A 21,698-nucleotide genomic window follows, 5' to 3' on the forward strand; every position below is an offset into this window, starting at 1 on the left:
CGTAACGGGATTTTGCGAAAATATCGTCAAATCGTTCGACATCAGACTGATTAGAGCCATATCTTGCTTCTATATTGCCGAAATCCGGGGGCTTCAAGGCAAGGCCGCCACATTCTTCAAATTCCAAGAGCATAACATGGTCGCAACTGGCGGAAGTCTCTACTTACAGGCCCTGGTAATTCTGGGTGGCGCGATCATCGCAGCGCCTTTGTTCAAGCGACTTGGCTTGGGCACGGTTCTGGGTTATCTCGCCGCCGGTATTGTTATTGGTCCGATAGCGCGTCTCATCGCGGACGGTGAAGATTTTCTGCATTTTTCCGAACTCGGCGTCGTGTTCCTGCTCTTTATTATCGGGCTTGAACTCAAACCGTCCCGGCTATGGGCATTGCGCCATGCCATTTTTGGCCTCGGCGCCGCGCAGGTGATCCTGACTGGCTCGGCATTGGCAGCGCTTGGCGTTTATCTCGCCGATCTGAACACAGAAGCTGCGATCATCATCGGCTTCGGCCTCGCATTGTCTTCAACAGCCTTCGCCATGCAGGTGCTGGAAGACAGAGCGGAGACCAACCAGAAGCACGGCCAGCGCGCTTTTGCGATCCTGTTGTTTCAGGATCTCGCAATCGTGCCGATCCTTGCGATTATCCCGGCACTCTCTCCCAATGAACCTTCACAAGCAAGCGCTGGCTTTCATCTCATAACGGCCATCGCAGCCATTGCAGCGCTGGTGATTGCCGGTCGCTATCTGATCAATCCGATGTTCCGCATCATTGCCAATACGGGCGCGCGCGAAGTCATGATTGCAGCAGCCCTTTTCGTTGTGCTGGGATCGGCAAGTCTGTTGCAGGCCGCAGGGCTGTCCATGGCGATGGGTGCTTTCATTGCTGGCGTTCTGCTGGCCGAATCCTCCTATCGCCACGAGCTGGAAGCCGATATCGAACCCTTTCGCGGAATATTCCTCGGGCTGTTCTTCGTGGCCGTCGGCCTTTCGCTTAACCTCACCGTTATCCTGCAATATTGGCAGACAATCCTGATCGCGGTTCCGATCTTCATGATCGTCAAAGCGGCCATTATCTATATTCTGTGCCGTATCTTCCGCTCAAACCACAACGATGCGATACGCATCGCATTCCTGTTGCCACAGGGCGGCGAATTCGCTTTCGTGCTGTTTTCGGCTGCGGCTGCGGCTGCCGTCATTTCGAACGCGCTCAGTTCTGAACTGGTGGCCGCCGTCACTGTTTCGATGGCACTAACACCGCTTTCTGTCGCCATAGGCACAAAACTGCTGATCAAAGACAAGACAGAAGACGTCATCGAAGAAAACTTTGAAGGTGCGGGCGCAGATGTGCTGATGATCGGCTTTTCGCGTTACGGACAGATCTCAGCGCAGATCCTGCTTGCAGGCGGCATCGATGTGACGGTGATCGACAATTCACCCAACCGCGTGCGTGCTGCTGGAAAATTCGGCTTCCGTATTTATTTTGGCGATGGCACCCGCAAGGACGTGCTGGAAGCGGCAGGCATTCGCAAAGCGAAAATCGTCGCCGTCTGCACGCATAAGAAGGAAATCACCAACCGCATCGTTAATATGATTCAGTCGGAATATCCCGATGTGCGCCTGTTTGTTCGTTCCTATGACCGTGAACACACGCTGCAACTGCGTGGGCAGGGTGTGGAATATGAACTGCGCGAAACCTTCGAGTCTGGTCTGTTGTTCGGTCAACGAACCCTTGAAGGTCTGGGAATAACGGAAACAATCGCCTATCAAATCCGTGAAGATGTACGCCAGCGCGACGAAGACCGCCTCCATGTGCAGGCATCTGAAGGAATCATGGCAGGCCGGTATCTGCTGTTCAACAAGCCGGTTACGCCAGAACCTCTTGTCAAACCTGCACGCGAAGGCCAGCGCATCGACAAGGCGGGCAGCGATATGGATGTTGTTGCACAGATCGATGAGGGCGCGCCTGCGAACTCGCTCGCAGCTGAATAATTTAAGATGCAGACGCCGCCACTGGCTTTCCACTGAGCACCGTATCAAGTGCGCGCTTCAACTCTTCGCGTATATCGGCGCTTTGTGACAATATCTGCTCGAACTTCAGGAAATCGAGCAGACCTATCCGCTCAACATTCGGGCGAAGGAAGATGTGCGGCGGACGATTGCGGAACTTGTTTTCTATAATCGAGCACATGGTGAGTTGGTTGGCACCCATCACCGCTTCAATGGTCGTCGGCATATAATCGTCTGGGCCCACAGGCGCTCCGACAACATCTATGCCAATCACAATATCAGCCTTATCGAAGAGCAAATCGAACGGAACAGGATTGAGCAATCCACCGTCCACCAGAATTCGACCATCGCGCCGCACCGGCCTGAACACCGGCGGAATGGCGCAGGAAGCAGCAATCGCCGAGCGCAAATCACCGCTTTGAATGTTGATTTCGGTGGCCGCATGAAAATCCGATGCTGTAATACTCATCGGAATTTTCAGATCTTCGACATTTTCCGGCAACGCCGCAGGGAGAAAGACGTCGAGTATTTTTTCAATGTTAAACTGGCTGACGCGAAAACCACCCTTGAGCAGCTCGACCCAGCGTTCAGGGCGCGCCTGCCACATACGACGCGCGACCTCCGAACGGCGATTGAAAATCGCTGCCATATAGTCGTGAATTTCCTTGCCGCTCATGCCATTGGCCATACCAGCACCGACAATCGAGCCGATGGACGAACCGGCAATGGCCACAGGCTTGATGCCAAGCTCGTCAAGAACTTCGATAATGTGGATATGGGTAATTCCACGCGCGCCACCGCCGCCAAAGGCGACGGCGATACGCGGTGTTGATGGCACGGTGGTATCCATGCTGTTCTTTCTGCAGTTAGAGCATTTCCAGCAAAAATGCGAGGCAGTTCTGCATGGGAGAATGCGTGAAAACAAACAGATAGAGCATTTCCTGTTTTGATTGAAACATTGGAAATGATCTAGGACTGTACCAACTTAAGACTGTGCCGGCCCATAAACCAAAATTGCAGGTTCTGCTTCCAGAAGCTTTTTGGCAATAGCTTTTACCTGATCAAGCGTAACCGCATCGATCAGTTCGGCGCGTTTATCAATATAATCCCGATCAAGCTCTGCTTCCTGAAGGCCAACGAGCGTGTCAGCAATCGACACAGACGAGTCCAGATTATTCACCGCATATGAGCCTTTAAGATAGCTCTTGGCAGCGGCAAGTTCTGCCTCCGTCGGGCCTTCATTGGCCATTTTCGCCACCTGCTCGCGAATAATCTTGAGTGCTTCCTGAGACTTGTCAGGGCGCGTGGCCGTCGAAATCGTCAAAGCCGAGACGTGATCACGCAGCGCCATGGACGAGGATACTGAATAGGCAAGCCCACGCTTTTCACGCACTTCTGCATAAAGACGCGAGGTAAAACCACCACCCAGAATATGGTTCATCAGGTAAGAGGCAAAAAACTCGTCGTCCTTGCGCGGCACAGCCGGATAGACAAGGCTGATCGATGTCTGCGGCATATCAAAGCTCAAGCTCGTCGTCGTACCAAGCGCGAGCTTCGCATCCGGCACAGGCACAAGCTCTGCATTTGCGGGCAGATCACCAAACACCTTGTCGAGCATTTCGCCCAGATCCTTCGGGGTGATCGAGCCGACAACACCAATTGTCAGGTGATCCCGTGCAAAATTCTTGCGGTGAAAATTGATAAGGTCATCCCGGGTAATCGATTGCAGCGACTTGACCGTACCATCATCAGGGCGACCGTAAGGATGCTTGCCATAGAGGACTTCAGAAAATTTGCGCGAAGCGATCGTTGAAGGATTGCGCTGTGACGCTTCAAGGCCGGCAACAACCTGCTGGCGAATGCGATCAATCGCATCCTGATCAAAGCGCGGCTTATTAACAGCAAGAGCGAGAAGGTCAGCGACAGCATCGCGGTTTTCAGAAAGCATCCGAATGCTGCCTGCAACAGAATCAAGCGACGCCGAAAAGCTCATCTCCGCGCCGAGATTATCGATGCGTTCCTGAAAGCTATCGGCATCAAGATCGCCAGCACCTTCATCGAAGAGGCCCGTCATCAGGTTGGCAAGACCTTCCTTGCCACCCGGATCCTGCGATGTCCCCCCCTTGAATGAAAACCGCATCGAAACAAGCGGCACGGAATTATCTTGCACCAGCCAGGCTTTGATGCCTTTGGGCGAAACGACTTCCTGTATTTCAATTGCATTGGCCGGAAGGCTCAGAGCGGCCAGCAACAACATCGAGGTTACAACGGCGGCAATGGCATTTTTCGTCCGCAGAATGCTCAAAACAACAACATTACTCACTGGATTGCTCCTTCTGCGCCATTCACTCCTGCATTGCCCGCCGCTGCATTGGAATTTTCACTTGCATTTTCCGGCTCCGTATCGGGCGGCAACAGATAGCTCGTCACCGACTGGTCCTTCACAAGATAACGGCTTGCCGCGTCCCTGATCTGCTCAACCGTTACAGATTTGATCAGGTCTGGCCATTTCTGAATATCTTCAATGTTCTGACCAACAGACAATGCTGAACCGTAAATTCGCGCCATACCAGACTGGCTGTCCCGCGCAAAAATCACGGCCTTGAGAAAACGGTTGCGCGCCTGATCGAGTTCTTCTTGCGTCACACCATCTTTGATAATGCGTGCAACCTGCGCATCAACAGCCTTTTCCACTTCCGCCAATGTCTTGCCAGTTTGTGGAGAGCCGTAAACCGAGAACGTGCCGTCATCCAGCGCATCCCCGTCATAGCTCGCGCCGGTATTGGACGCGATGCCCTGCTTGACGATCAGTTCCTGATAAAGGCGCGAGCGCAGCGATCCGCCCAGAATCTCTCCCAAAAGGTCAAGTGCAGGTGCATCGCCCTTCTTTACATTGGGAAAGCGCTTTTCATTGGCGTAAGATGGTACAAGCCAGGAAATGCGGAACGATGGGGTGCTGACGCGTTCATCATGCAAGGTCACAATCCGCGCCGCATGTTTTACCGGCTCCTGCGGACGGTCACGCGGCAGGACCTCAGCTCGCTTCGGGATTTTTGCCCAGGTTTTCATGACAAGATCACGCACGCGCTCAGGCGTCACATCGCCAGCGATCACCAGCGTGGCGTTGTTTGGCGTGTAATATTGCTGATAAAAATCGATCGCGTCTTTGAGGCTGAGCTTTTCCATTTCCTGCCGCCAGCCGATTACCGGCACGCGATAAGGATGATTATAAAAAAGCGTAGCGTCGGTGTTTTCCATCAACATCGCTGCGGGATTGGAATCCACCCGCATACTGCGTTCTTCGAGGATAACATCGCGTTCTGTCTTAACCGCCTCTTCATTAAGCACCAGATTGGCCATCCGGTCCGATTCATACCCCATCACCATCTCAAGCGCGTCGGGCGTCACTCGCTGGAAATACGCCGTGTAATCATAAGAGGTGAAGGCATTTTCCTGACCACCAATGGCCGCGACTTTTGCCGAAAATTCGCCTGCCGGGTAGGTCTTGGTGCCCTTGAACATCAAATGTTCAAGAAAATGCGCAATCCCGGATTTACCCGCAGCTTCATCAGCCGAACCCACATGATACCAGATCATCTGCGTCACGACAGGCGCGCGGTGATCCGGGATAACGACGACTTGCAACCCGTTTTCAAGGGTGAAGCTGCTGATACCTTCGGATTGCTTTATTTCAGGAAGCTTTTGAGGCGACAGCGACGCTGCGGCCTCGGTCGTTGCAGCCGGAGCTGCCGTTTGCGCCTGTACGGAACCAGATGCCAGCGGCAACACCAGTGCAAAACCAAGTGCCGTAGACAACAATAAGCGCCGGAGTGAGGGGTTATGCACCAAGCGACATCTCCAATCAGTTTACATTTCACCCAGATCCTGAGTGAAATGGCTTAATATAAAATCAAATATTACCCCCGGACCCGGTTTTCCGGTTCCGGTAAGTCATTAGCTTTACTTCAGCTGGATGAGGCGAATGATGGTGCCACCATAATTCCGCTCTTCATGCACGACGAATCGTTCATCCAGTTCAAGCGATGCTTCTGCATCCTCTTCAAGCACGAGAAGTGCGTCAGGATTAAGCCAATTGCCTTCAAGTGCAGACAAAAGTGCTTTTTCACCCATCCGACGTCCATAAGGCGGATCGGCAAAAACCAGATCAAAAGGCTCCATTGTTCCTGCCTCGCCGAGCTTGCAGGCATCACGACGCAAAACTTTGGTCTGCCCCTGAAGTCCAAATGTTTCAATGTTCTGGCGAAGAAGACCGCGTCCTTCTGCCGATTCCTCGACGAAAACCGCATAGCGTGCACCGCGCGACAGCGCTTCAAGACCGAGCGCGCCTGTGCCTGCAAAAAGGTCAAGGACACGCCCGCCGTCCACTTTGTCAGGAAAACTATGCGCGAGAATGTTGAACAGGCTTTCACGTGTGCGATCCGTTGTCGGACGGATCGCATTTGTTGCAGGTATTACGAGCGTGCGCCCGCGGAATTTACCGCCGACGATCCGCACCACTACCCCCTGGCTTGCCACCGCGTGGCTTTCCATCGCCGGACCGGCCATTGCCTGGCTTGCCGCCTGAGCCACCACGATCCGGCCCCTTGCCAAAGCCGCCCGGCCCCTTCGACGGGCCGCGGCCTTCACTGGAGCGCGGACCGCTGCCACGTGGCCCGGATGGCTTACCAAAGCTCCGGCCTTCATAGCCGCCCGATGATCTTTCGCCGCCCTCACCCTTTAGTTCAGCGCGCTCACGCTTGCCGGGACGACGCTCTTGCTTGCGATCGTCGCGTCCTTCGGGCCGTGGTGCACGCGGTTCAAAACGGCCCTCGGCGCGCCGAGGACGCTCTTCACGCCCCTCATCACGGCGTTGTTCACCATCACCAAAGCGTCGTGGACGGGACGGGAAATCTCCCTCCGGGCGCGGACCGCGATGCGCAGGACGTCCTTCCGAACGACCTTCAGGGCGAGAGCCCTGCTTGTCAAAGCGCCCTTCAGAACGGCGCGGATCACCATCGGAGCGGCTTGCGCGCGCACCACGGCTCTCGGCACGAGCGGCCTTGATTGCAGCAGCCTTTTCACCCTGTGGGCGCGCGCCTGACGCCATCCAGACATTGGAATTGCCACGACGGCGCGGCTCAACCCTGTCTTCTTTCGTTTCTTTCTGCTTGCGACGTTCCGGCTGGCTCGAAATCCATTCGCGCTCCCGTGGCGCGCGCCGACGCTCTTCTTCCGGCTCACGCTGTTCCATTTCACGCGCGGTTCGTCCCTGAACAACCGTGTTGGAGAACTCGTTGAGAATGGGGGCATCGAAATCAGCCCCCGATTCCTCGACCAGCTTTTCACCAAGCTGGTCACGCAGAATGCGACCGCGAATTTCGCGCACGCCGCCTTCTTCCAGATCGCCCAGCTGGAATGGACCAAATGAGACGCGGATCAGACGACCAACGGTCAGACCAAGTGCACCAAGAATGTTCTTAACTTCGCGGTTCTTGCCCTCGCGCAAACCGATCGAAATCCAGACATTCGAACCCTGTTCGCGCTCAAGCGTCGCTTCAATGCTGCCATAAAAGACGCCATCAACGGCAATACCGTTTTTCAGCTCATCAAGCTGCGCCTGTGTTACCTTGCCATGGGCGCGCACGCGATAACGGCGCAGCCAGCCGGTGGAAGGCAGTTCAAGAACGCGCGACAGCCCACCATCATTGGTAAGCAGCAGCAGACCTTCCGTATTGATGTCCAGACGTCCGACCGAGAGCACACGCGGCATTTCCGCAGGCAGCGCTTCAAACACGGTCGGGCGACCTTCAGGATCGCGATTGGTCGTCACAAGACCTGCTGGTTTATGGTACAGCCAGAGACGAGTGCGCTCGGCCTGCTTAAGCTGTTTGCCGTCAACGGTGATGACATCGCTGCGCTTCACGTTCACAGCCGGGCTGTCTAGCACCTTACCATTCACAGAAATGCGGCCTGCCGCAATCATCGTCTCGGCTTCGCGGCGCGACGCAATGCCCGCACGTGCCAGACGCTTGGCGATACGCTCGCTGGTATCTTCGCCTTCCTGCGGGGCGCGCGATCCAAACGTGCGCGGCGCACCACGATCGTCTTCGCGACGCGGCCTGTCTTCGCGCGGCTTACCTTCGCGAGGCCGGTCGTTACGCGGACGCTCTCCGCGACCTTCGCCGCGTCCGAATGGAGGACGTCGACCGCCCTTATTGTCGTCTTCAGTGCTCATCTGGTATTGGCCTCTCAGCAGCGTTGCCTTGTCCTCTGTCGCCTTTTTAGGGCCATCCAGAACCATACGGTCAAAAACGCTGTATAAATCCGTTTGCAAATCGGTTTTGATTTCGTGACTTATGCAGTAACAAATCGCTCAATGGCTTGCGAGCAAAATTTCCCGCTCTTTGCCACGAAATGAGGTTGGCTTGAAAAAGGTTGCAGATATTTCACCACCCAAACTAGCAACACCGATGGATATTGCGCTTGAGGAAGCGAAATCTGCGGCCCTTCGCGGCGAGGTGCCGATTGGCGCAGTTGTTGTATATGAAGGAAAAATCATCGCGCGCACGGGCAACCGGACACGGGAATTAAATGATGTGACAGCGCATGCAGAGGTCCTTGCAATACGCATTGCGGGCGAGGCGCTCAAATCTGAGAGGCTGATCGATTGCGATCTTTATGTAACGCTTGAGCCTTGCGCAATGTGCGCGGCTGCAATCTCATTTGCCCGTATCCGCCGCCTTTATTATGGCGCAGCCGACCCTAAGGGCGGCGGCGTGGAATCTGGGCCGCGCTTTTACACGCAGCCCACATGCCATCATGTTCCAGAAATTTACACAGGCTTTTCCGAAGAGAAAGCGCAGAAGATACTCAGGGATTTTTTCCGCGAGAAGCGGTAATCATTTGGCCTCTCGGGCCACACGGCGCCCGGTCATAAGCTCCAATGTGTTATCCCGCATTGCAAAATGATGCACAAACACCATCAGCACATGGCCAACAATGGCCGCCAGGAGTAACCAGCCAAGAAGGCCATGAACTGCAATGGCAGGCGCGGTCAGCAGAGTATTCGGCACTCCCGTGCGTTCAAAAATCTGAATCCCAAGAAACGAGAAGCCACGGCCATTACCATAGCTGCGCAGGACTGCAACCGCAGGCACGACAAACATCAGCCCATAAATAACCAGATGACCAAGACCCGCCAGCTTGCCCAAAACACCAGACTTATGCGGGCGCCTTGATAAATTCAGCAATCCCCACACGCCTCTGATCAAAACCAGCAAAAACAACGCAAAGCCAACCTGAAAATGTGTTGGCCATATCAAATTATAAATTGCTGTGTCTTTAGCAAAAAAGCGAAGGATTGTTGTGATGAATTGCCAAACAAACAGTACAACCATCAACCAGTGCAAAGATCGGCTGACCGCCCCATAACCATCGGAGCCGTCTAAAAAAGGATTGTTTTTGTTCACAATAGATACCTTAATTTAAAAAATAATATAATAACGAATAGCCAATAACTTCACTTTGATTGAAATCACACATTGTTCAAAATAACCAAAATTAAAAATATTTAATATTTTGCAGCGCCCATCAAACGGTATTTATATCTGCTTAAGTCAGACCGGCCTCTGAGGTCTTTGCTTTGAAGCATAATCTTAGAGCACTTTCTGTTTTAATCAAATCATCGAGAATGCTCTATCTATTTGTTTTCACACATTATCTCACGCAAATCCGCTTCGCACTTCTGCTCGACATATGCTAAAGTCATGCGCGCCTAAAAAAATCAGCTGAAAGAATAATCTTTCAGCTGATGAACCATTTAAACATGTATCAGATAATCAATTCCAAGGCAGAATATCGCGCCAACTCTTGCCGCCGCCACTGGCGGCTTTTTTGCGTTCACGCTCTTTCTGGGCCTCATCCTGCCCCAACTCACCGGCGGCAGCTGTTGCCGCAGGCTGGCGATAACCCAAAGGCGGTTCACTCAAATATTTACGCGTTGTAGAAGACCCTTGTGACTGCTGCTCACGCGCTTTTTTCAGCTCGGCAATACGTGCCGGATCTGCTGTTGGCGTGCGCGTTTCGTATTCTTCGCGGCGGCTGTTGCCGCGCGGAAGCATTCTCGCATTGTCCGCAACTGCAACATCCTGATCAATTGGAGAAACAAAGTTCGGGCTGTCGCGATTTGCAGTAATCTCATCACGCAAACGCTTGCGGCGCTCTTCCGGCGATTCCGGCCAGGCAGGATCGCTTGCGCTTGCGACACTTTCCTGCGGTGCAGGCAAAATGCCCTTATCGCCCTGTGCAGGACGTACAAGATCAGGGCGCGGCTTATAATTGATACGCTCTTTATTCTTGCCCTGACCGAAGCTTGCCATGTTCGACATATCGTCAAGCAGCTGCGCACCAGCGGTCTTGTCGGTTCCGTAGGTCGGCGACGACACACAACCGGACAGCGCGAGCCCCGCAACTGCCGTCATCAATACCAGAACTCGTCCTTCAATCTTCATTAGCGCCACTTCTTTTACGCCTGTCGATTTTCTGTTGCCAAAGGCTTCTTTAATACCCTTGCCGCAAGAAACCGGCAACTCCAAGGCAGATTGCAAGTTTATCTCAAGGAGAGCCTTGTACATGAGAGCGTCTCTACGGGCAATCGCGATATTAACCGCTATTTCACCATACGCTCAATTTATAAAGCAACCCCTTGGGCGAAAAAAGCCCGGATGCAACCGCAACCGGGCTTTCATTGGTTGTTATACGGAAAGCTTACCCAAAGCCTTCAATTCATGCAGTGCAGCCGCATCGCGTGCCGAGACGTCCGGGAATTCCGGGTCGGAGCCGACATCGGTGGTGTAACGCCATGACCGGGCACATTTCTCGCCTTGCGCACGAACCGGAACAACAGCAACCCCCTTAACGTCATCAAGCACGAAGGCTTCAGCAGGGGCTACAGCATCGCTAACCTCGATACCACTGGTGATGCAAATCTCAGCAAAATCCAGACCTTCAAGCGAATCGGCAAGGCTCTTATCTGCGATATAGACAACAGGGGCTGCTTCCAGCGAAGAACCGATGCGCTTGTCGGCGCGTTCAAGCTCCAGAGCACCCGTTACAACACGGCGGACATTGCGAACCTTGCGCCACTTTTCTGCCAGCACATCGTCGCGCCATTCAGACGGAATTGCGCGGAACTGTTCAAGATGCACTGAAGCCGCCTGCGGATAGCGATCCAGCCATGCTTCTTCGGTCGTGAAAGGCAGCATGGGTGCAAGCCATGTGGTTACACGATCAAAGATCGCGCGCACCGTCTGGAGCGCCGCCTTGCGGCGGGCGCTCGATGGCGCATCGCAATAAAGCGCATCCTTGCGGATATCGAAATAGAAGGCCGAAAGTTCGACATTCATGAAATCGATCAGCGCGCGAGCAATACGCTTGAAATCAAACGCATCATAGCCCGAACGAACGACTTCATCGAGTTCGGCCAGACGATGCAGCATCAAACGTTCCAGCTCCGGCAGTTCAGCATGCGGCAGCGTTTCGCCTTCATCATGGGCAAGGGTGCCGAGCATCCAGCGGATGGTGTTACGCAGCTTGCGATAAGCGTCGATATTGGTCTGGATGATGTTTTTGCCCAGACGCTGATCTTCCCAGTAGTCCGTAGTCATGACCCAGAGACGCAGAATATCCGCGCCCGAATCCTTGATCACGTCCTGTGGTATCACGGTGTTGCCGAGCGACTTCGACATCTTCTTGCCGTTCTCATCCATGGTGAAACCATGAGTGACAACCGCATTGTAAGGCGCACGGCCACGCGTTCCGCAGCTTTCCAGCAGCGACGAGTGGAACCAGCCACGATGCTGATCCGATCCTTCAAGATAAACATCGGCCGGCCACTTCATATCCGGGCGATCTTCCAGCGTGAACGTGTGCGTCGAGCCCGAATCGAACCAGACGTCGAGAATGTCATGAACCTGCGTCCAGCCTTCATGTGCGCGACTACCCAGGAAGCGTTCACGCGCACCTTCGGCAAACCATGCGTCAGCGCCTTCTTCTTCAAAAGCCTCAAGAATGCGCTTATTGACGGCATCATCCTGCAGAATATTGCCTTCTTCATCCGCAAAAACGCAGATCGGCACGCCCCAGGCGCGCTGACGCGAAAGCACCCAATCCGGGCGGCCTTCGATCATGGCACGCAAACGGGTCTGACCGGCAGCAGGCACAAAGCGCGTTTCTTCAATGGCTTTGAGCGAGCGCGAGCGCAGCGTGGTTCCATCACCAAGGTTCTTGTCCATATAGACGAACCATTGCGGCGTGTTGCGGAAGATAACCGGCTTTTTCGAGCGCCATGAATGCGGATAAGAATGCTTCAGACGGCCACGTGCAAACAGCTTGTCACGCGCAATGAGCTGCTTGATGACGGATTCATTTGCGTCACCCTTCTTGCCGTTATCATCGATAACGCGTGCAGCCCCACCTTCACGATCCGGGCCAAAGCCCGGCGCATCCTTGGTGTAATAACCATCATCGCCGACCGGGAACGGGATACTCGGATCAATGCCGCGTGCTTCAAGTTCACGCGCATTGTCCATCCAGGCTTCAAAGTCTTCGCGACCATGGCTTGGTGCCGTGTGAACGAAGCCCGTACCGGCATCGTCGGTGACGTGATCACCGGAAACCAGCGGAACGACGAATTCATATCCGCCACCAAAGCCTTTGAGAGGATGGGAAAGCACGCTCTTTGCAAGCTCGTCAGCCGAGATGTCGCGCAGACGCTTGAACTCGAGCTTGGCTTTTTTGGCGCATTCTTCAGAAAGCTTATCGGCAAAGATGAGCTTTTCTCCCGGCTGAGGGCCAAAATCATTCTCAGCGGCAATGACTTCATACAGACCGTAAGCAACGCGCGAGGAGTAAGCCACCGCACGGTTTCCCGGAATGGTCCAAGGGGTTGTCGTCCAGATAACAACGGAAGTACCTGCCAGTTCGCCATCACCGGCAACCGGGAATTTCACCCAGATCATATCCGACTCGATATCGTGATATTCGACTTCAGCCTCAGCCAATGCTGTGCGTTCGACAACCGACCACATAACCGGCTTGGAACCACGATAAAGCTGGCCGGACGCTGCAAACTTCAAAAGTTCGCCTGCAATCCGTGCTTCTGCATGGAAGTTCATGGTCGTGTATGGGTTTTCAAAATCACCGCAAATTGCAAGGCGCTTAAACTCTTCCGACTGAACCTTGATCCAGTGGCTTGCAAACTCACGGCATTCCTTGCGGAATTCGTTGATCTCAACCTCGTCTTTATTCTTGCCCTGCGCGCGGTATTTTTCTTCGATCTTCCACTCGATCGGCAGGCCATGGCAATCCCAGCCCGGCACATAATTCGAGTTGAAACCGCGCATCTGGAACGAGCGTGTGATCACATCCTTGAGGATCTTGTTGAGTGAGTGGCCGATATGGATGTTGCCGTTCGCGTATGGAGGACCATCATGCAGCACATAAAGCGGCCGGTCTTTTGCGTCTTCACGCAACTTTTTATAAAGGTTCATTTCCTCCCAGCGCTGCACCAGAAGCGGCTCGCGCGCTGGCAGGCCCGCGCGCATCGGAAACGCGGTCTGCGGAAGGTTGAGGGTTTTGGAATAATCGATCTTGTCGGTCATTTTATCGTTTGCCTGTAATCCCGCACGGCAATATGGCGGGTGAAAATGCTTGAAAACTCTGAAAGCTGCGAGGCATAGCCAGTCATTCCCGGACCTTCCTGCCATGCACTGCGCTTTGCGCAACGCCATCAAGGCTTAGAGGAAGGCCGGGCCAATAATTCGTATGGCCACAATAATATGCCGAAAATCCGTCATCATGGGCATGCTTTTAGCAATGACCTTCACAGGAATAAAGAGGCAGGGCGCAATAAACTTGCAACCCTGCCCCTGAAAAACTTTACAGATTGGCGTTGTTTGCTCAGTCGAGCGAGAAATCGAAGCGGTAAGTCGCTGCAATCCCGACCATAAACTGGTTTGCTGAGCCGTGCTGCTTTACGATGCTCGAATCTTTCGCAGGCCCCTGAAGGCGACTATACTCACCAAACAGGCTCGTATCTATCTTGTCAGTTGCACGCCACGTTATGGCACCACCAACGCCAACAGATTCCCAACCGCCACCTGGACGATATTCCTTAACACCTGATGCAACAGCTTCTTCAGCACTTACACCATAATAGGTCTTGAAGTAGTCCTTGGATGCAAAAGTTGCACGCGGACCAGCCGAAACGCGGACAACAGGCGTCACATCGTAGAAAGCATCTGCGGCAACCTCGGCAACAACGCCCTTATGCGCACGGATCCCCTGACGCACTTCACCACGCAAACGCAGCCAGTCGGTCGGGTAAACGTCAACGAAACCACCGACTTCACCGCCAAACTTGGTTTCCTTGATGCCGTCAATATCGGTATCACGCTTGAACAGAAGCTTGCCCACGCCTCCCGCGCGGAAGCGATCCGTGTCGATCAGCGCAAAGGACACATTGTCATTGCGCGAAGAAAAACGCTCGGCCTCACCCTGGCGCCCAAGCGAGACCAGTGGCTGTGCGGAAAAACGATATTTGTTGGAGCCTTCAAACTTCGGCGCAATCAAACCCGCAGCCCCGACCTTAAGATACCAGTCACCGGACCAGAAATACTTGCGAGCTGGCTTTACGTCCTCACTCACATAAACATCGGTCTGCTGCATATCTGCAGCCATGGCCGACAGAGAACCTATGAACAATGCAGCGCCCGTAACAAAGGCAAGGGAAACAATACGCGTCACTTGAAACTCCGATAAACAGTTCCCAAAAAATTAGGGGTATTTGAGACTGTTTGAACGGAATATGTAAAATTTAAATTAAATCTAAAACAGAATATATAGTAGCTATTTCTAATATAGTAACAAGTTTACTGCAAGAATGACAGAAGACGATCAAGTTGAGACAATGGCTGCGCGCCTGCAAGCACGGCCCGTGCTTCTTCTTCATCATGTTTCATCTGCTTGATCAGCGGATCAAGGCCGTCAAATTTCACTTCGCCGCGCAGATAGGCAAAGAAAGACACTTCAGCCACTTCGCCATACAGATCGCCGGAAAAATCAAAGACAAAGGTCTCCAGCAATGGCTTGCCGTCGCTGGCAACGGTCGGGCGACGGCCAAAACTTGCGACACCATCATGCAATGTTCCATCCGCTCTGCGGAAACGAACTGCATAGATGCCGTGTTTGAGGCTGACATGGTCATCAATTGTCATATTGGCGGTTGGAAAGCCAAGTGTGCGCCCGAGTTTTTGACCGTGAATGACTTCGCCGCTGACCCGGTAGCGATAGCCAAGCAAACCAGCAGCCTCCGCGACTTCTCCTGCACAGAGAAGCGAACGAACGCGTGTTGAAGAAACAAGACAGCCGCCTTCGTCGCTGAAGGCATCAACAAGCGACACGCTGAAGCCTGACGATTCTCCCGCCTGTTGCAGAAATTCCGGCGTGCCGCGCCGACCTTTGCCGAAATGGAAGTCATATCCAGTGACAACACAATTGGCGTATAAACGCTCGACAAGGATATTGCGCACGAAATCTTCTGCAGAAAGCGATGCAAAATCTGCGGTAAAGGGGTGCTCGACCACAGCATCAAAACCCATAAGCCGCAAAATTTCCGCCTTTTCCACCGCATCGGTCAGGCGTTCCACAGGCTCATCTGGCTTGAAGAAGCTGCGCGGATGCGGCTCGAATGTGAGCACCAGTGCGGGCAGAGCATTTTGCTTTGCAAGTTCCAGCGCACGCTCAAGCACGGCCTGGTGGCCGCGATGAACACCGTCAAAATTGCCAATCGCCACCACACAATCACGCAGATGGTGCGGCAGGATATCTGTTCCTGAAAGACGCTGAAAAGCAGGGTTTGTCATGGTCGAAGCAGATTCTCGAAACTGATATCAAACAAGAGCGTAAAGTGACGCAATGGGCGCATGACCATGCTTCTTCAGAAAAGCGTCCATCTTGTCGAAGTCGACAATGCCATCCGCAGCATAATCCGCGGCATGTACCCCACCGGAAATATAAAGAACATCAAGGCCGAAATTTGCAGCACCCTTCACATCGGTCAGCACACCATCGCCGATTCCGAGAATGCGCTTCCTGTCGACTGCCTGTCCGCGAATTTCTTCAACCGCCTTCGCAGCCGCTTCATAAATCGGGCGATGTGGCTTGCCTGCAATCAGTGTGCGCCCGCCAAGCTGGCCGTAATCTCTCGCCAAGGCGCCAGCACACCAGATCAGGCGCGATCCGCGCTCGACCATAATATCGGGATTGGCACAGATAAATGGCAGATTACGCGAACGCAGACGCTGTAAAAGCTCGGCATAATTGTCCGGCGTTTCCGTCTCATCATCATATAGACCCGTACAGACAACACCCGATGCTTCAAACTCTTCTACCAGCTCGACATCAAGTCCATCATAAATAACCAGCTCGCGCTCACTGCCGATATGGAAAATCTTGCGTGGTCCCTCGGTAATGAGATCCCGCGTGACATCGCCAGATGTGACCACGCGATCATAGGCATCTTCCGGAACACCGAGCAGCGTCATTTGCGCAATCACACTTGGAAACGGGCGCGGTGCATTGGTCACCAGAATAACGGTCAGTCCCTTTGCACGTGCACGCTGTAAGGCTGCAACCGCCTGAGGGAAAGCGACTTCGCCATTATGCAGCACACCCCAGACATCACAGAAGATCGCGTCATATCCATCCGTCAGATCATCAAGGCGTTCAGGCAGTTTCATCTTTTTCCTCAATCTTCCTATTGTCCGGTAGGCTCAGAAACCAAATGTCGTCAAAAAAATCCACAGTGGGCTCCCTCTACAAGACACAGCCTGATCTGTCACCCGGCTTGAAGCTCTCTGCGTCCAAATGAACTGACAAATAAATCAATTGCGTTAACCAACCGAGCCGTTTGTTGAAGACAACCCCATAAATGGCGTTATTTTTCGACCTACCTTGTCAAACACCTGTATAGTCCCCACCTGTCGTACAAATCGCGTTCATGCTGTCAGCGCGTAAGAAGCAAAAATTTATTTTTTGCATTGTCAAAAAACGGCAACGATCCTTGACAAACAATAGGGGCGCTTCTATCTCAGTAGCACGTTAGCACTCACACAAGTAGAGTGCTAACAAGCGCGGATCAGCTGATCCGTTAACAGGGTTCAACGTCTATAACACCAAGGGTTATACCATGGCTGATATCAAGTTCCGCCCGCTTCATGACCGCGTCGTCGTTCGTCGCGTTGAATCGGAAGCTAAGACCGCTGGCGGGATCATCATCCCGGACACCGCTAAAGAAAAGCCACAGGAAGGCGAAATCGTCGCTGTTGGCGCTGGCGCTCGTGACGAAGCAGGCAAGCTGATCGCTCTCGAAGTTAAGGCTGGCGACAAGGTTCTGTTTGGCAAGTGGTCAGGCACCGAAGTCAAGATCGGTGGCGAAGACCTGCTGATCATGAAAGAATCCGACATTCTCGGTATTGTTGGCTAACGCCTCAGGCTCGATATCGTTGGCTAATTCAGCCCAGAACGGTTTCGTTCTTACCAGAAATCAATTCACCATAATCTGACCGGGACAATTCCCAGGAGAGTAAAATGGCTGCAAAAGACGTAAAATTCGGTCGCACTGCGCGCGAAAAGATGCTGCGCGGCGTCGATATCCTCGCTGACGCTGTTAAGGTTACGCTCGGCCCTAAGGGTCGTAACGTCGTTATCGACAAGTCCTTCGGCGCTCCACGCATCACCAAGGACGGTGTATCGGTTGCCAAGGAAATCGAACTCGAAGACAAGTTCGAAAACATGGGCGCACAGATGCTGCGCGAAGTGGCTTCGAAGACCAACGACACTGCTGGTGACGGTACAACCACGGCGACCGTTCTCGGTCAGGCTATCGTTCAGGAAGGCGCAAAAGCTGTTGCTGCCGGCATGAACCCAATGGACCTGAAGCGCGGCATCGACCTCGCAGTCACTGAAGTTGTTGCAAACCTTCTCGGCAAGGCCAAGAAGATCAACACTTCGGAAGAAGTTGCTCAGGTTGGCACGATCTCCGCAAACGGCGAAGCCGAAATCGGCAAGATGATCGCTGAAGCGATGCAGAAAGTCGGCAACGAAGGCGTGATCACGGTTGAAGAGGCCAAGACCGCTGAAACCGAACTCGAAGTCGTTGAAGGCATGCAGTTCGACCGCGGCTACCTGTCGCCATACTTCGTCACCAACCCAGATAAGATGGTTGCTGACCTCGAAGACGCATATATCCTTCTGCACGAAAAGAAGCTCTCGAACCTGCAGGCTCTTCTGCCAGTTCTCGAAGCTGTTGTTCAGACCTCGAAGCCACTCGTCATCATCGCTGAAGACGTTGAAGGCGAAGCTCTTGCAACGCTCGTTGTCAACAAGCTGCGTGGCGGCCTGAAGATTGCTGCTGTTAAGGCTCCTGGCTTCGGCGATCGCCGCAAGGCAATGCTCGAAGACATCGCGATCCTCACCGGCGGTCAGGTTATCTCCGAAGACCTCGGCATCAAGCTCGAAACCGTTACGCTCGACATGCTCGGCCGTGCGAAGAAAGTTTCGATCTCGAAGGAAAACACCACGATCGTCGACGGTGCAGGCCAGAAGGCTGAAATCGACGCGCGCGTTTCGCAGATCAAGCAGCAGGTTGAAGAAACCACTTCTGACTACGACCGTGAAAAGCTTCAGGAACGTCTTGCTAAGCTTGCTGGCGGCGTTGCAGTTATCCGTGTTGGCGGTGCAACTGAAATCGAAGTTAAGGAAAAGAAGGACCGCGTTGACGACGCCCTGAATGCAACCCGCGCTGCGGTTGAAGAAGGTATCGTTGCTGGTGGTGGTACTGCTCTGCTCCGCGCTTCGACTCAGATTTCTGCCAAGGGTGCAAACCCTGACCAGGAAGCTGGTATCAACATAGTTCGTCGCGCTCTGCAGGCTCCTGCTCGTCAGATCACGACCAATGCTGGTGAAGAAGCTTCCGTGATCGTTGGCAAGATTCTTGAAAACGGCTCCGACACCTATGGCTACAACACTGCCAATGGTGAATTCGGTGACCTGATCAAGGCTGGCGTTGTTGATCCGGTTAAGGTTGTTCGCACCGCTCTGCAAAACGCAGCATCGGTTGCTGGCCTCCTGATCACCACCGAAGCCATGATTGCTGAACTGCCTAAGAAGGATGCAGCTCCTGCTGGCATGCCTGGCGGTATGGGCGGCATGGGCGGCATGGATTTCTAAGAAATCCATAAAGCACGCCCATGAGTAGAAAAGCCTGCACCGCAAAGCGGTGCGGGGAGCGGCATGGGTTTCTAGGAAATCCATAAAGCACGCCCTTGGTTTAAAGCCTGCGCCGCAGAGTGGCGTGGGCAACAGATCAAAAATAGAAAGCCTCCGGTTTCGACCGGAGGTTTTTTATGCGTATTTAAAGCGGCGATTGTGCTTCACGCATAAAATTTGACGAGCACGAAGACGTCGAAATTAGAAGAAAAGTAATATTAATGCGACTTTGCCACATCATGTAAAACTTTGTGATTTATAGAAAAATTAACTATCCCAAGCTTTAATCCCAAAGCGATAGTTATTTTAGTATTTTCTGATTTACATTCCCCGGTTTTCATGATCAATCCCTTCGGATCCGAGATGGACTTCCTGTTTGCCCCCGCACTTTGGAAGTCCTGTCTCAGGCAACAGGAAAGGCAGGCGCAAGCCTGCCTTTCCACTTAAGTTCGCTCCCCACACACATCCAGCATTAACTTGCCCTTCGATATTAGCGCGCTATCCTTATGCATAAAAAGGAGATGTGCATGCGCAAGGAACTGCCGATAGGCACCGCGCCAAAAGATGGCCGCAAAGTCACTGTGGTCTGGATTGATGATGGCGATCAACGCAATGAATCCGTAGGCCAATACCGTTCGCTCGATAGGCTGAAAGCGAGCGGCGGCGACTGGGACGAGACCGACACCGGATGGTGGATCTTCACAGACAGCAAAACCCAGCAAAAGATTGAGCCGACCGCGTGGATTTCGGAAACCGACGACAGCGATGATGACAACGAGAATAACTAAAATCCGTGCAAGAATTTCATTTGATAAAATTTGACTTTTTTATTCATATTTTATCAAATGATTGAGAGCTAGGGCTTTGCCATAAAAGCATTCCGTAGCCAATAATCTCGCAATGCTGTTATTCTCGATTCTACAGGCGGGCATTTTGCCGCCTGAAACAAGCCGGAGACTGAAAATGACTGCCACGCGCACCGAAACAGATACGTTCGGACCGATTGATGTTGCCGCGGACCGTTATTGGGGTGCGCAAACGCAACGCTCCCTACAAAACTTCAAGATCGGCGGAGAACGTATGCCCCTGCAGTTGGTTCATGCACTGGGTGTGGTCAAGCGTGCGGCAGCTGAAACCAATATCGCGCTTGGCAAACTTGATCCGGTTCTGGGACAGGTCATCGCAGTTGCAGCATCTGAAGTGATTGAAGGTAAGCTTGATGATCATTTCCCGCTCGTCGTCTGGCAAACGGGGTCTGGCACGCAGTCCAACATGAATGCCAATGAAGTCATCTCAAACCGCGCGATCGAAATGCTGGGCGGTGAACTTGGCTCGAAAAAGCCTGTTCATCCCAACGATCATGTTAATATGAGCCAGTCGTCAAACGACAGTTTCCCGACCGCTATCCATATCGCGACCGCTGTTGAAGCCGTAAATCGGCTTTACCCGTCACTCGAACATCTCACCAAGGCTCTCAAAGCCAAGGAAGAAGCCTTCAAAGACATCATCAAGATCGGTCGCACGCACACGCAGGACGCTACCCCCGTCACATTGGGGCAGGAGTTTTCGGGCTATCGTGCCGCTCTTGAATATGCCCGCCATCGCATTGAACAGTCGCTTGCCGATGTCTTCCTGCTGGCACAGGGGGGAACCGCCGTCGGTACGGGCCTGAATGCACCGAAGGGTTTCGACACGGGCTTTGCCGATGCAGTGAGCGAAATTACCGGCCTGAGCTTCAAAACGGCGCCGAACAAATTTGAGGCGCTTGCAAGCCACGGTGCTCTTGCAAATTTCCACGGCAGCTTGAACGCATTGGCCGCAGATCTTTTCAAGATTGCAAATGACATCCGCTTCCTCGGCTCTGGTCCGCGCTCTGGTCTCGGCGAGCTGTCGTTGCCAGAAAATGAGCCCGGCTCATCAATCATGCCCGGCAAGGTCAATCCGACACAGGCAGAAGCGCTAACCATGGTCGCAACACAAGTCTTCGGCAATCAGACCACTGTAACTGTTGCTGCCAGCCAGGGACATTTTGAACTTAACGTCTTCAAGCCGGTCATTGCTTATAACGTCTTGCAGTCGATCCGTATCTTAAGCGATGCCATGGTCTCCTTTGCCGACCATTGTGTGGACGGTATTCAAGCCAATAAAGATCGCATCAAAGACCTGCTGGAACGCTCCCTGATGCTGGTGACGGCACTTGCACCGGCGATTGGCTATGACAATGCGGCAAAAATTGCGAAAACCGCACATAAGAATGGCACTACCCTGCGCGAAGAAGCATTGAAAAGCGGCCATGTATCCGAAGAAGATTATCAAAAGCTGGTTCGTGCAGAACGCATGATTGCGCCGGAATAACTGTCTACGA

The 21,698-nt window shown here is 53.2% G+C and carries 17 protein-coding genes; 6 read left to right on the plus strand and 11 right to left on the minus strand.

Annotated features, from left to right (window positions below; all coding sequences use genetic code 11):
* The first annotated feature begins 136 nt into the window (after positions 1 to 136).
* Positions 137 to 1,987, plus strand: coding sequence for a monovalent cation:proton antiporter-2 (CPA2) family protein (locus VBH83_RS08605; protein ID WP_265986127.1), 1,851 nt, complete (start codon positions 137 to 139; stop codon positions 1,985 to 1,987).
* Between the two features lies 1 nt (position 1,988).
* On the opposite strand, the gene VBH83_RS08610 is transcribed toward VBH83_RS08605, so the two are convergent.
* From VBH83_RS08610 to VBH83_RS08630, 5 genes are all read right to left on the minus strand, one after another.
* Positions 1,989 to 2,855, minus strand: coding sequence for a patatin-like phospholipase family protein (locus VBH83_RS08610; RefSeq protein ID WP_265986126.1), 867 nt, complete (start codon positions 2,853 to 2,855; stop codon positions 1,989 to 1,991).
* A gap of 135 nt (positions 2,856 to 2,990) precedes the next feature.
* Entirely contained in the window at positions 2,991 to 4,262 is a 1,272-nt protein-coding gene (locus VBH83_RS08615; RefSeq protein ID WP_396997306.1) for a M16 family metallopeptidase, read from the minus strand.
* Between the two features lie 62 nt (positions 4,263 to 4,324).
* On the minus strand, positions 4,325 to 5,851 hold the full coding sequence (locus VBH83_RS08620) for a pitrilysin family protein (RefSeq protein ID WP_265986150.1): 1,527 nt from the start codon (positions 5,849 to 5,851) through the stop codon (positions 4,325 to 4,327).
* Positions 5,852 to 5,965: 114 nt separating this feature from the next.
* On the minus strand, positions 5,966 to 6,556 hold the full coding sequence (gene rsmD / locus VBH83_RS08625) for a 16S rRNA (guanine(966)-N(2))-methyltransferase RsmD (RefSeq protein ID WP_396997308.1): 591 nt from the start codon (positions 6,554 to 6,556) through the stop codon (positions 5,966 to 5,968).
* Positions 6,501 to 8,240, minus strand: coding sequence for a pseudouridine synthase (locus VBH83_RS08630; protein ID WP_265986125.1), 1,740 nt, complete (start codon positions 8,238 to 8,240; stop codon positions 6,501 to 6,503). Before VBH83_RS08630 ends, rsmD begins: the two co-directional genes overlap by 56 nt.
* A gap of 235 nt (positions 8,241 to 8,475) precedes the next feature.
* On the opposite strand from VBH83_RS08630, the gene VBH83_RS08635 reads away from it, so the two are divergent.
* The gene (locus VBH83_RS08635) at positions 8,476 to 8,904 is read left to right on the plus strand and encodes a nucleoside deaminase (protein WP_396997310.1); all 429 of its coding nucleotides are present in this window, start codon (positions 8,476 to 8,478) and stop codon (positions 8,902 to 8,904) included.
* Here the strand turns inward: VBH83_RS08635 and VBH83_RS08640 are convergent, their stop codons facing one another.
* The 6 genes from VBH83_RS08640 to VBH83_RS08665 all read right to left on the minus strand — a co-directional run bounded on the left by VBH83_RS08640 (position 8,905) and on the right by VBH83_RS08665 (position 16,803).
* The gene (locus VBH83_RS08640) at positions 8,905 to 9,474 is read right to left on the minus strand and encodes a cytochrome b (protein WP_265986123.1); all 570 of its coding nucleotides are present in this window, start codon (positions 9,472 to 9,474) and stop codon (positions 8,905 to 8,907) included.
* Positions 9,475 to 9,843: 369 nt separating this feature from the next.
* On the minus strand, positions 9,844 to 10,515 hold the full coding sequence (locus tag VBH83_RS08645; protein ID WP_265986148.1) for a hypothetical protein: 672 nt from the start codon (positions 10,513 to 10,515) through the stop codon (positions 9,844 to 9,846).
* A gap of 243 nt (positions 10,516 to 10,758) precedes the next feature.
* Positions 10,759 to 13,665 (minus strand): isoleucine--tRNA ligase, encoded by a 2,907-nt coding sequence (gene ileS, locus VBH83_RS08650; protein ID WP_265986122.1) that lies wholly within the window; start codon positions 13,663 to 13,665, stop codon positions 10,759 to 10,761.
* Positions 13,666 to 13,963: 298 nt separating this feature from the next.
* On the minus strand, positions 13,964 to 14,731 hold the full coding sequence (locus tag VBH83_RS08655) for a MipA/OmpV family protein (RefSeq protein WP_396997312.1): 768 nt from the start codon (positions 14,729 to 14,731) through the stop codon (positions 13,964 to 13,966).
* Positions 14,732 to 14,934: 203 nt separating this feature from the next.
* On the minus strand, positions 14,935 to 15,927 hold the full coding sequence (locus VBH83_RS08660; RefSeq protein WP_265986120.1) for a bifunctional riboflavin kinase/FAD synthetase: 993 nt from the start codon (positions 15,925 to 15,927) through the stop codon (positions 14,935 to 14,937).
* Between the two features lie 27 nt (positions 15,928 to 15,954).
* On the minus strand, positions 15,955 to 16,803 hold the full coding sequence (locus tag VBH83_RS08665; protein ID WP_265986119.1) for a TIGR01459 family HAD-type hydrolase: 849 nt from the start codon (positions 16,801 to 16,803) through the stop codon (positions 15,955 to 15,957).
* Positions 16,804 to 17,252: 449 nt separating this feature from the next.
* On the opposite strand from VBH83_RS08665, the gene groES reads away from it, so the two are divergent.
* The 4 genes from groES to fumC all read left to right on the plus strand — a co-directional run bounded on the left by groES (position 17,253) and on the right by fumC (position 21,688).
* A complete protein-coding gene (gene groES, locus VBH83_RS08670) occupies positions 17,253 to 17,549 on the plus strand; it encodes a co-chaperone GroES (RefSeq protein ID WP_006472506.1) in 297 nt (98 codons plus the stop codon).
* A gap of 104 nt (positions 17,550 to 17,653) precedes the next feature.
* Entirely contained in the window at positions 17,654 to 19,294 is a 1,641-nt protein-coding gene (groL, locus tag VBH83_RS08675; protein WP_265986118.1) for a chaperonin GroEL, read from the plus strand.
* 566 nt (positions 19,295 to 19,860) lie between these two features.
* Positions 19,861 to 20,121, plus strand: coding sequence for a hypothetical protein (locus tag VBH83_RS08680; protein WP_396997194.1), 261 nt, complete (start codon positions 19,861 to 19,863; stop codon positions 20,119 to 20,121).
* A 175-nt stretch (positions 20,122 to 20,296) separates the two neighbouring features.
* Positions 20,297 to 21,688: a class II fumarate hydratase gene (fumC, locus tag VBH83_RS08685; protein WP_396997196.1), complete on the plus strand. Its 1,392-nt coding sequence runs from the start codon at positions 20,297 to 20,299 to the stop codon at positions 21,686 to 21,688.
* Positions 21,689 to 21,698 lie beyond the last annotated feature (10 nt).

This window comes from Ochrobactrum sp. S1502_03 (assembly GCF_044435015.1).
Lineage (GTDB): Bacteria > Pseudomonadota > Alphaproteobacteria > Rhizobiales > Rhizobiaceae > Brucella > Brucella chromiisoli.

Coding starts and splice junctions, on each gene's coding strand:
- VBH83_RS08660 (WP_265986120.1), bottom strand. CDS start 15,927: ATGACAAACCCTGCTTTTCAGCGTCTTTCAGGAACAGATATCCTGCCG.
- VBH83_RS08605 (WP_265986127.1), top strand. CDS start 137: ATGGTCGCAACTGGCGGAAGTCTCTACTTACAGGCCCTGGTAATTCTG.
- VBH83_RS08635 (WP_396997310.1), top strand. CDS start 8,476: ATGGATATTGCGCTTGAGGAAGCGAAATCTGCGGCCCTTCGCGGCGAG.
- VBH83_RS08610 (WP_265986126.1), bottom strand. CDS start 2,855: ATGGATACCACCGTGCCATCAACACCGCGTATCGCCGTCGCCTTTGGC.
- groL (WP_265986118.1), top strand. CDS start 17,654: ATGGCTGCAAAAGACGTAAAATTCGGTCGCACTGCGCGCGAAAAGATG.
- VBH83_RS08630 (WP_265986125.1), bottom strand. CDS start 8,240: ATGAGCACTGAAGACGACAATAAGGGCGGTCGACGTCCTCCATTCGGA.
- fumC (WP_396997196.1), top strand. CDS start 20,297: ATGACTGCCACGCGCACCGAAACAGATACGTTCGGACCGATTGATGTT.
- rsmD (WP_396997308.1), bottom strand. CDS start 6,556: ATGGAAAGCCACGCGGTGGCAAGCCAGGGGGTAGTGGTGCGGATCGTC.
- groES (WP_006472506.1), top strand. CDS start 17,253: ATGGCTGATATCAAGTTCCGCCCGCTTCATGACCGCGTCGTCGTTCGT.
- VBH83_RS08665 (WP_265986119.1), bottom strand. CDS start 16,803: ATGAAACTGCCTGAACGCCTTGATGATCTGACGGATGGATATGACGCG.
- VBH83_RS08655 (WP_396997312.1), bottom strand. CDS start 14,731: ATGCAGCAGACCGATGTTTATGTGAGTGAGGACGTAAAGCCAGCTCGC.
- ileS (WP_265986122.1), bottom strand. CDS start 13,665: ATGACCGACAAGATCGATTATTCCAAAACCCTCAACCTTCCGCAGACC.
- VBH83_RS08645 (WP_265986148.1), bottom strand. CDS start 10,515: ATGAAGATTGAAGGACGAGTTCTGGTATTGATGACGGCAGTTGCGGGG.
- VBH83_RS08680 (WP_396997194.1), top strand. CDS start 19,861: ATGCGCAAGGAACTGCCGATAGGCACCGCGCCAAAAGATGGCCGCAAA.
- VBH83_RS08615 (WP_396997306.1), bottom strand. CDS start 4,262: ATGTTGTTGCTGGCCGCTCTGAGCCTTCCGGCCAATGCAATTGAAATA.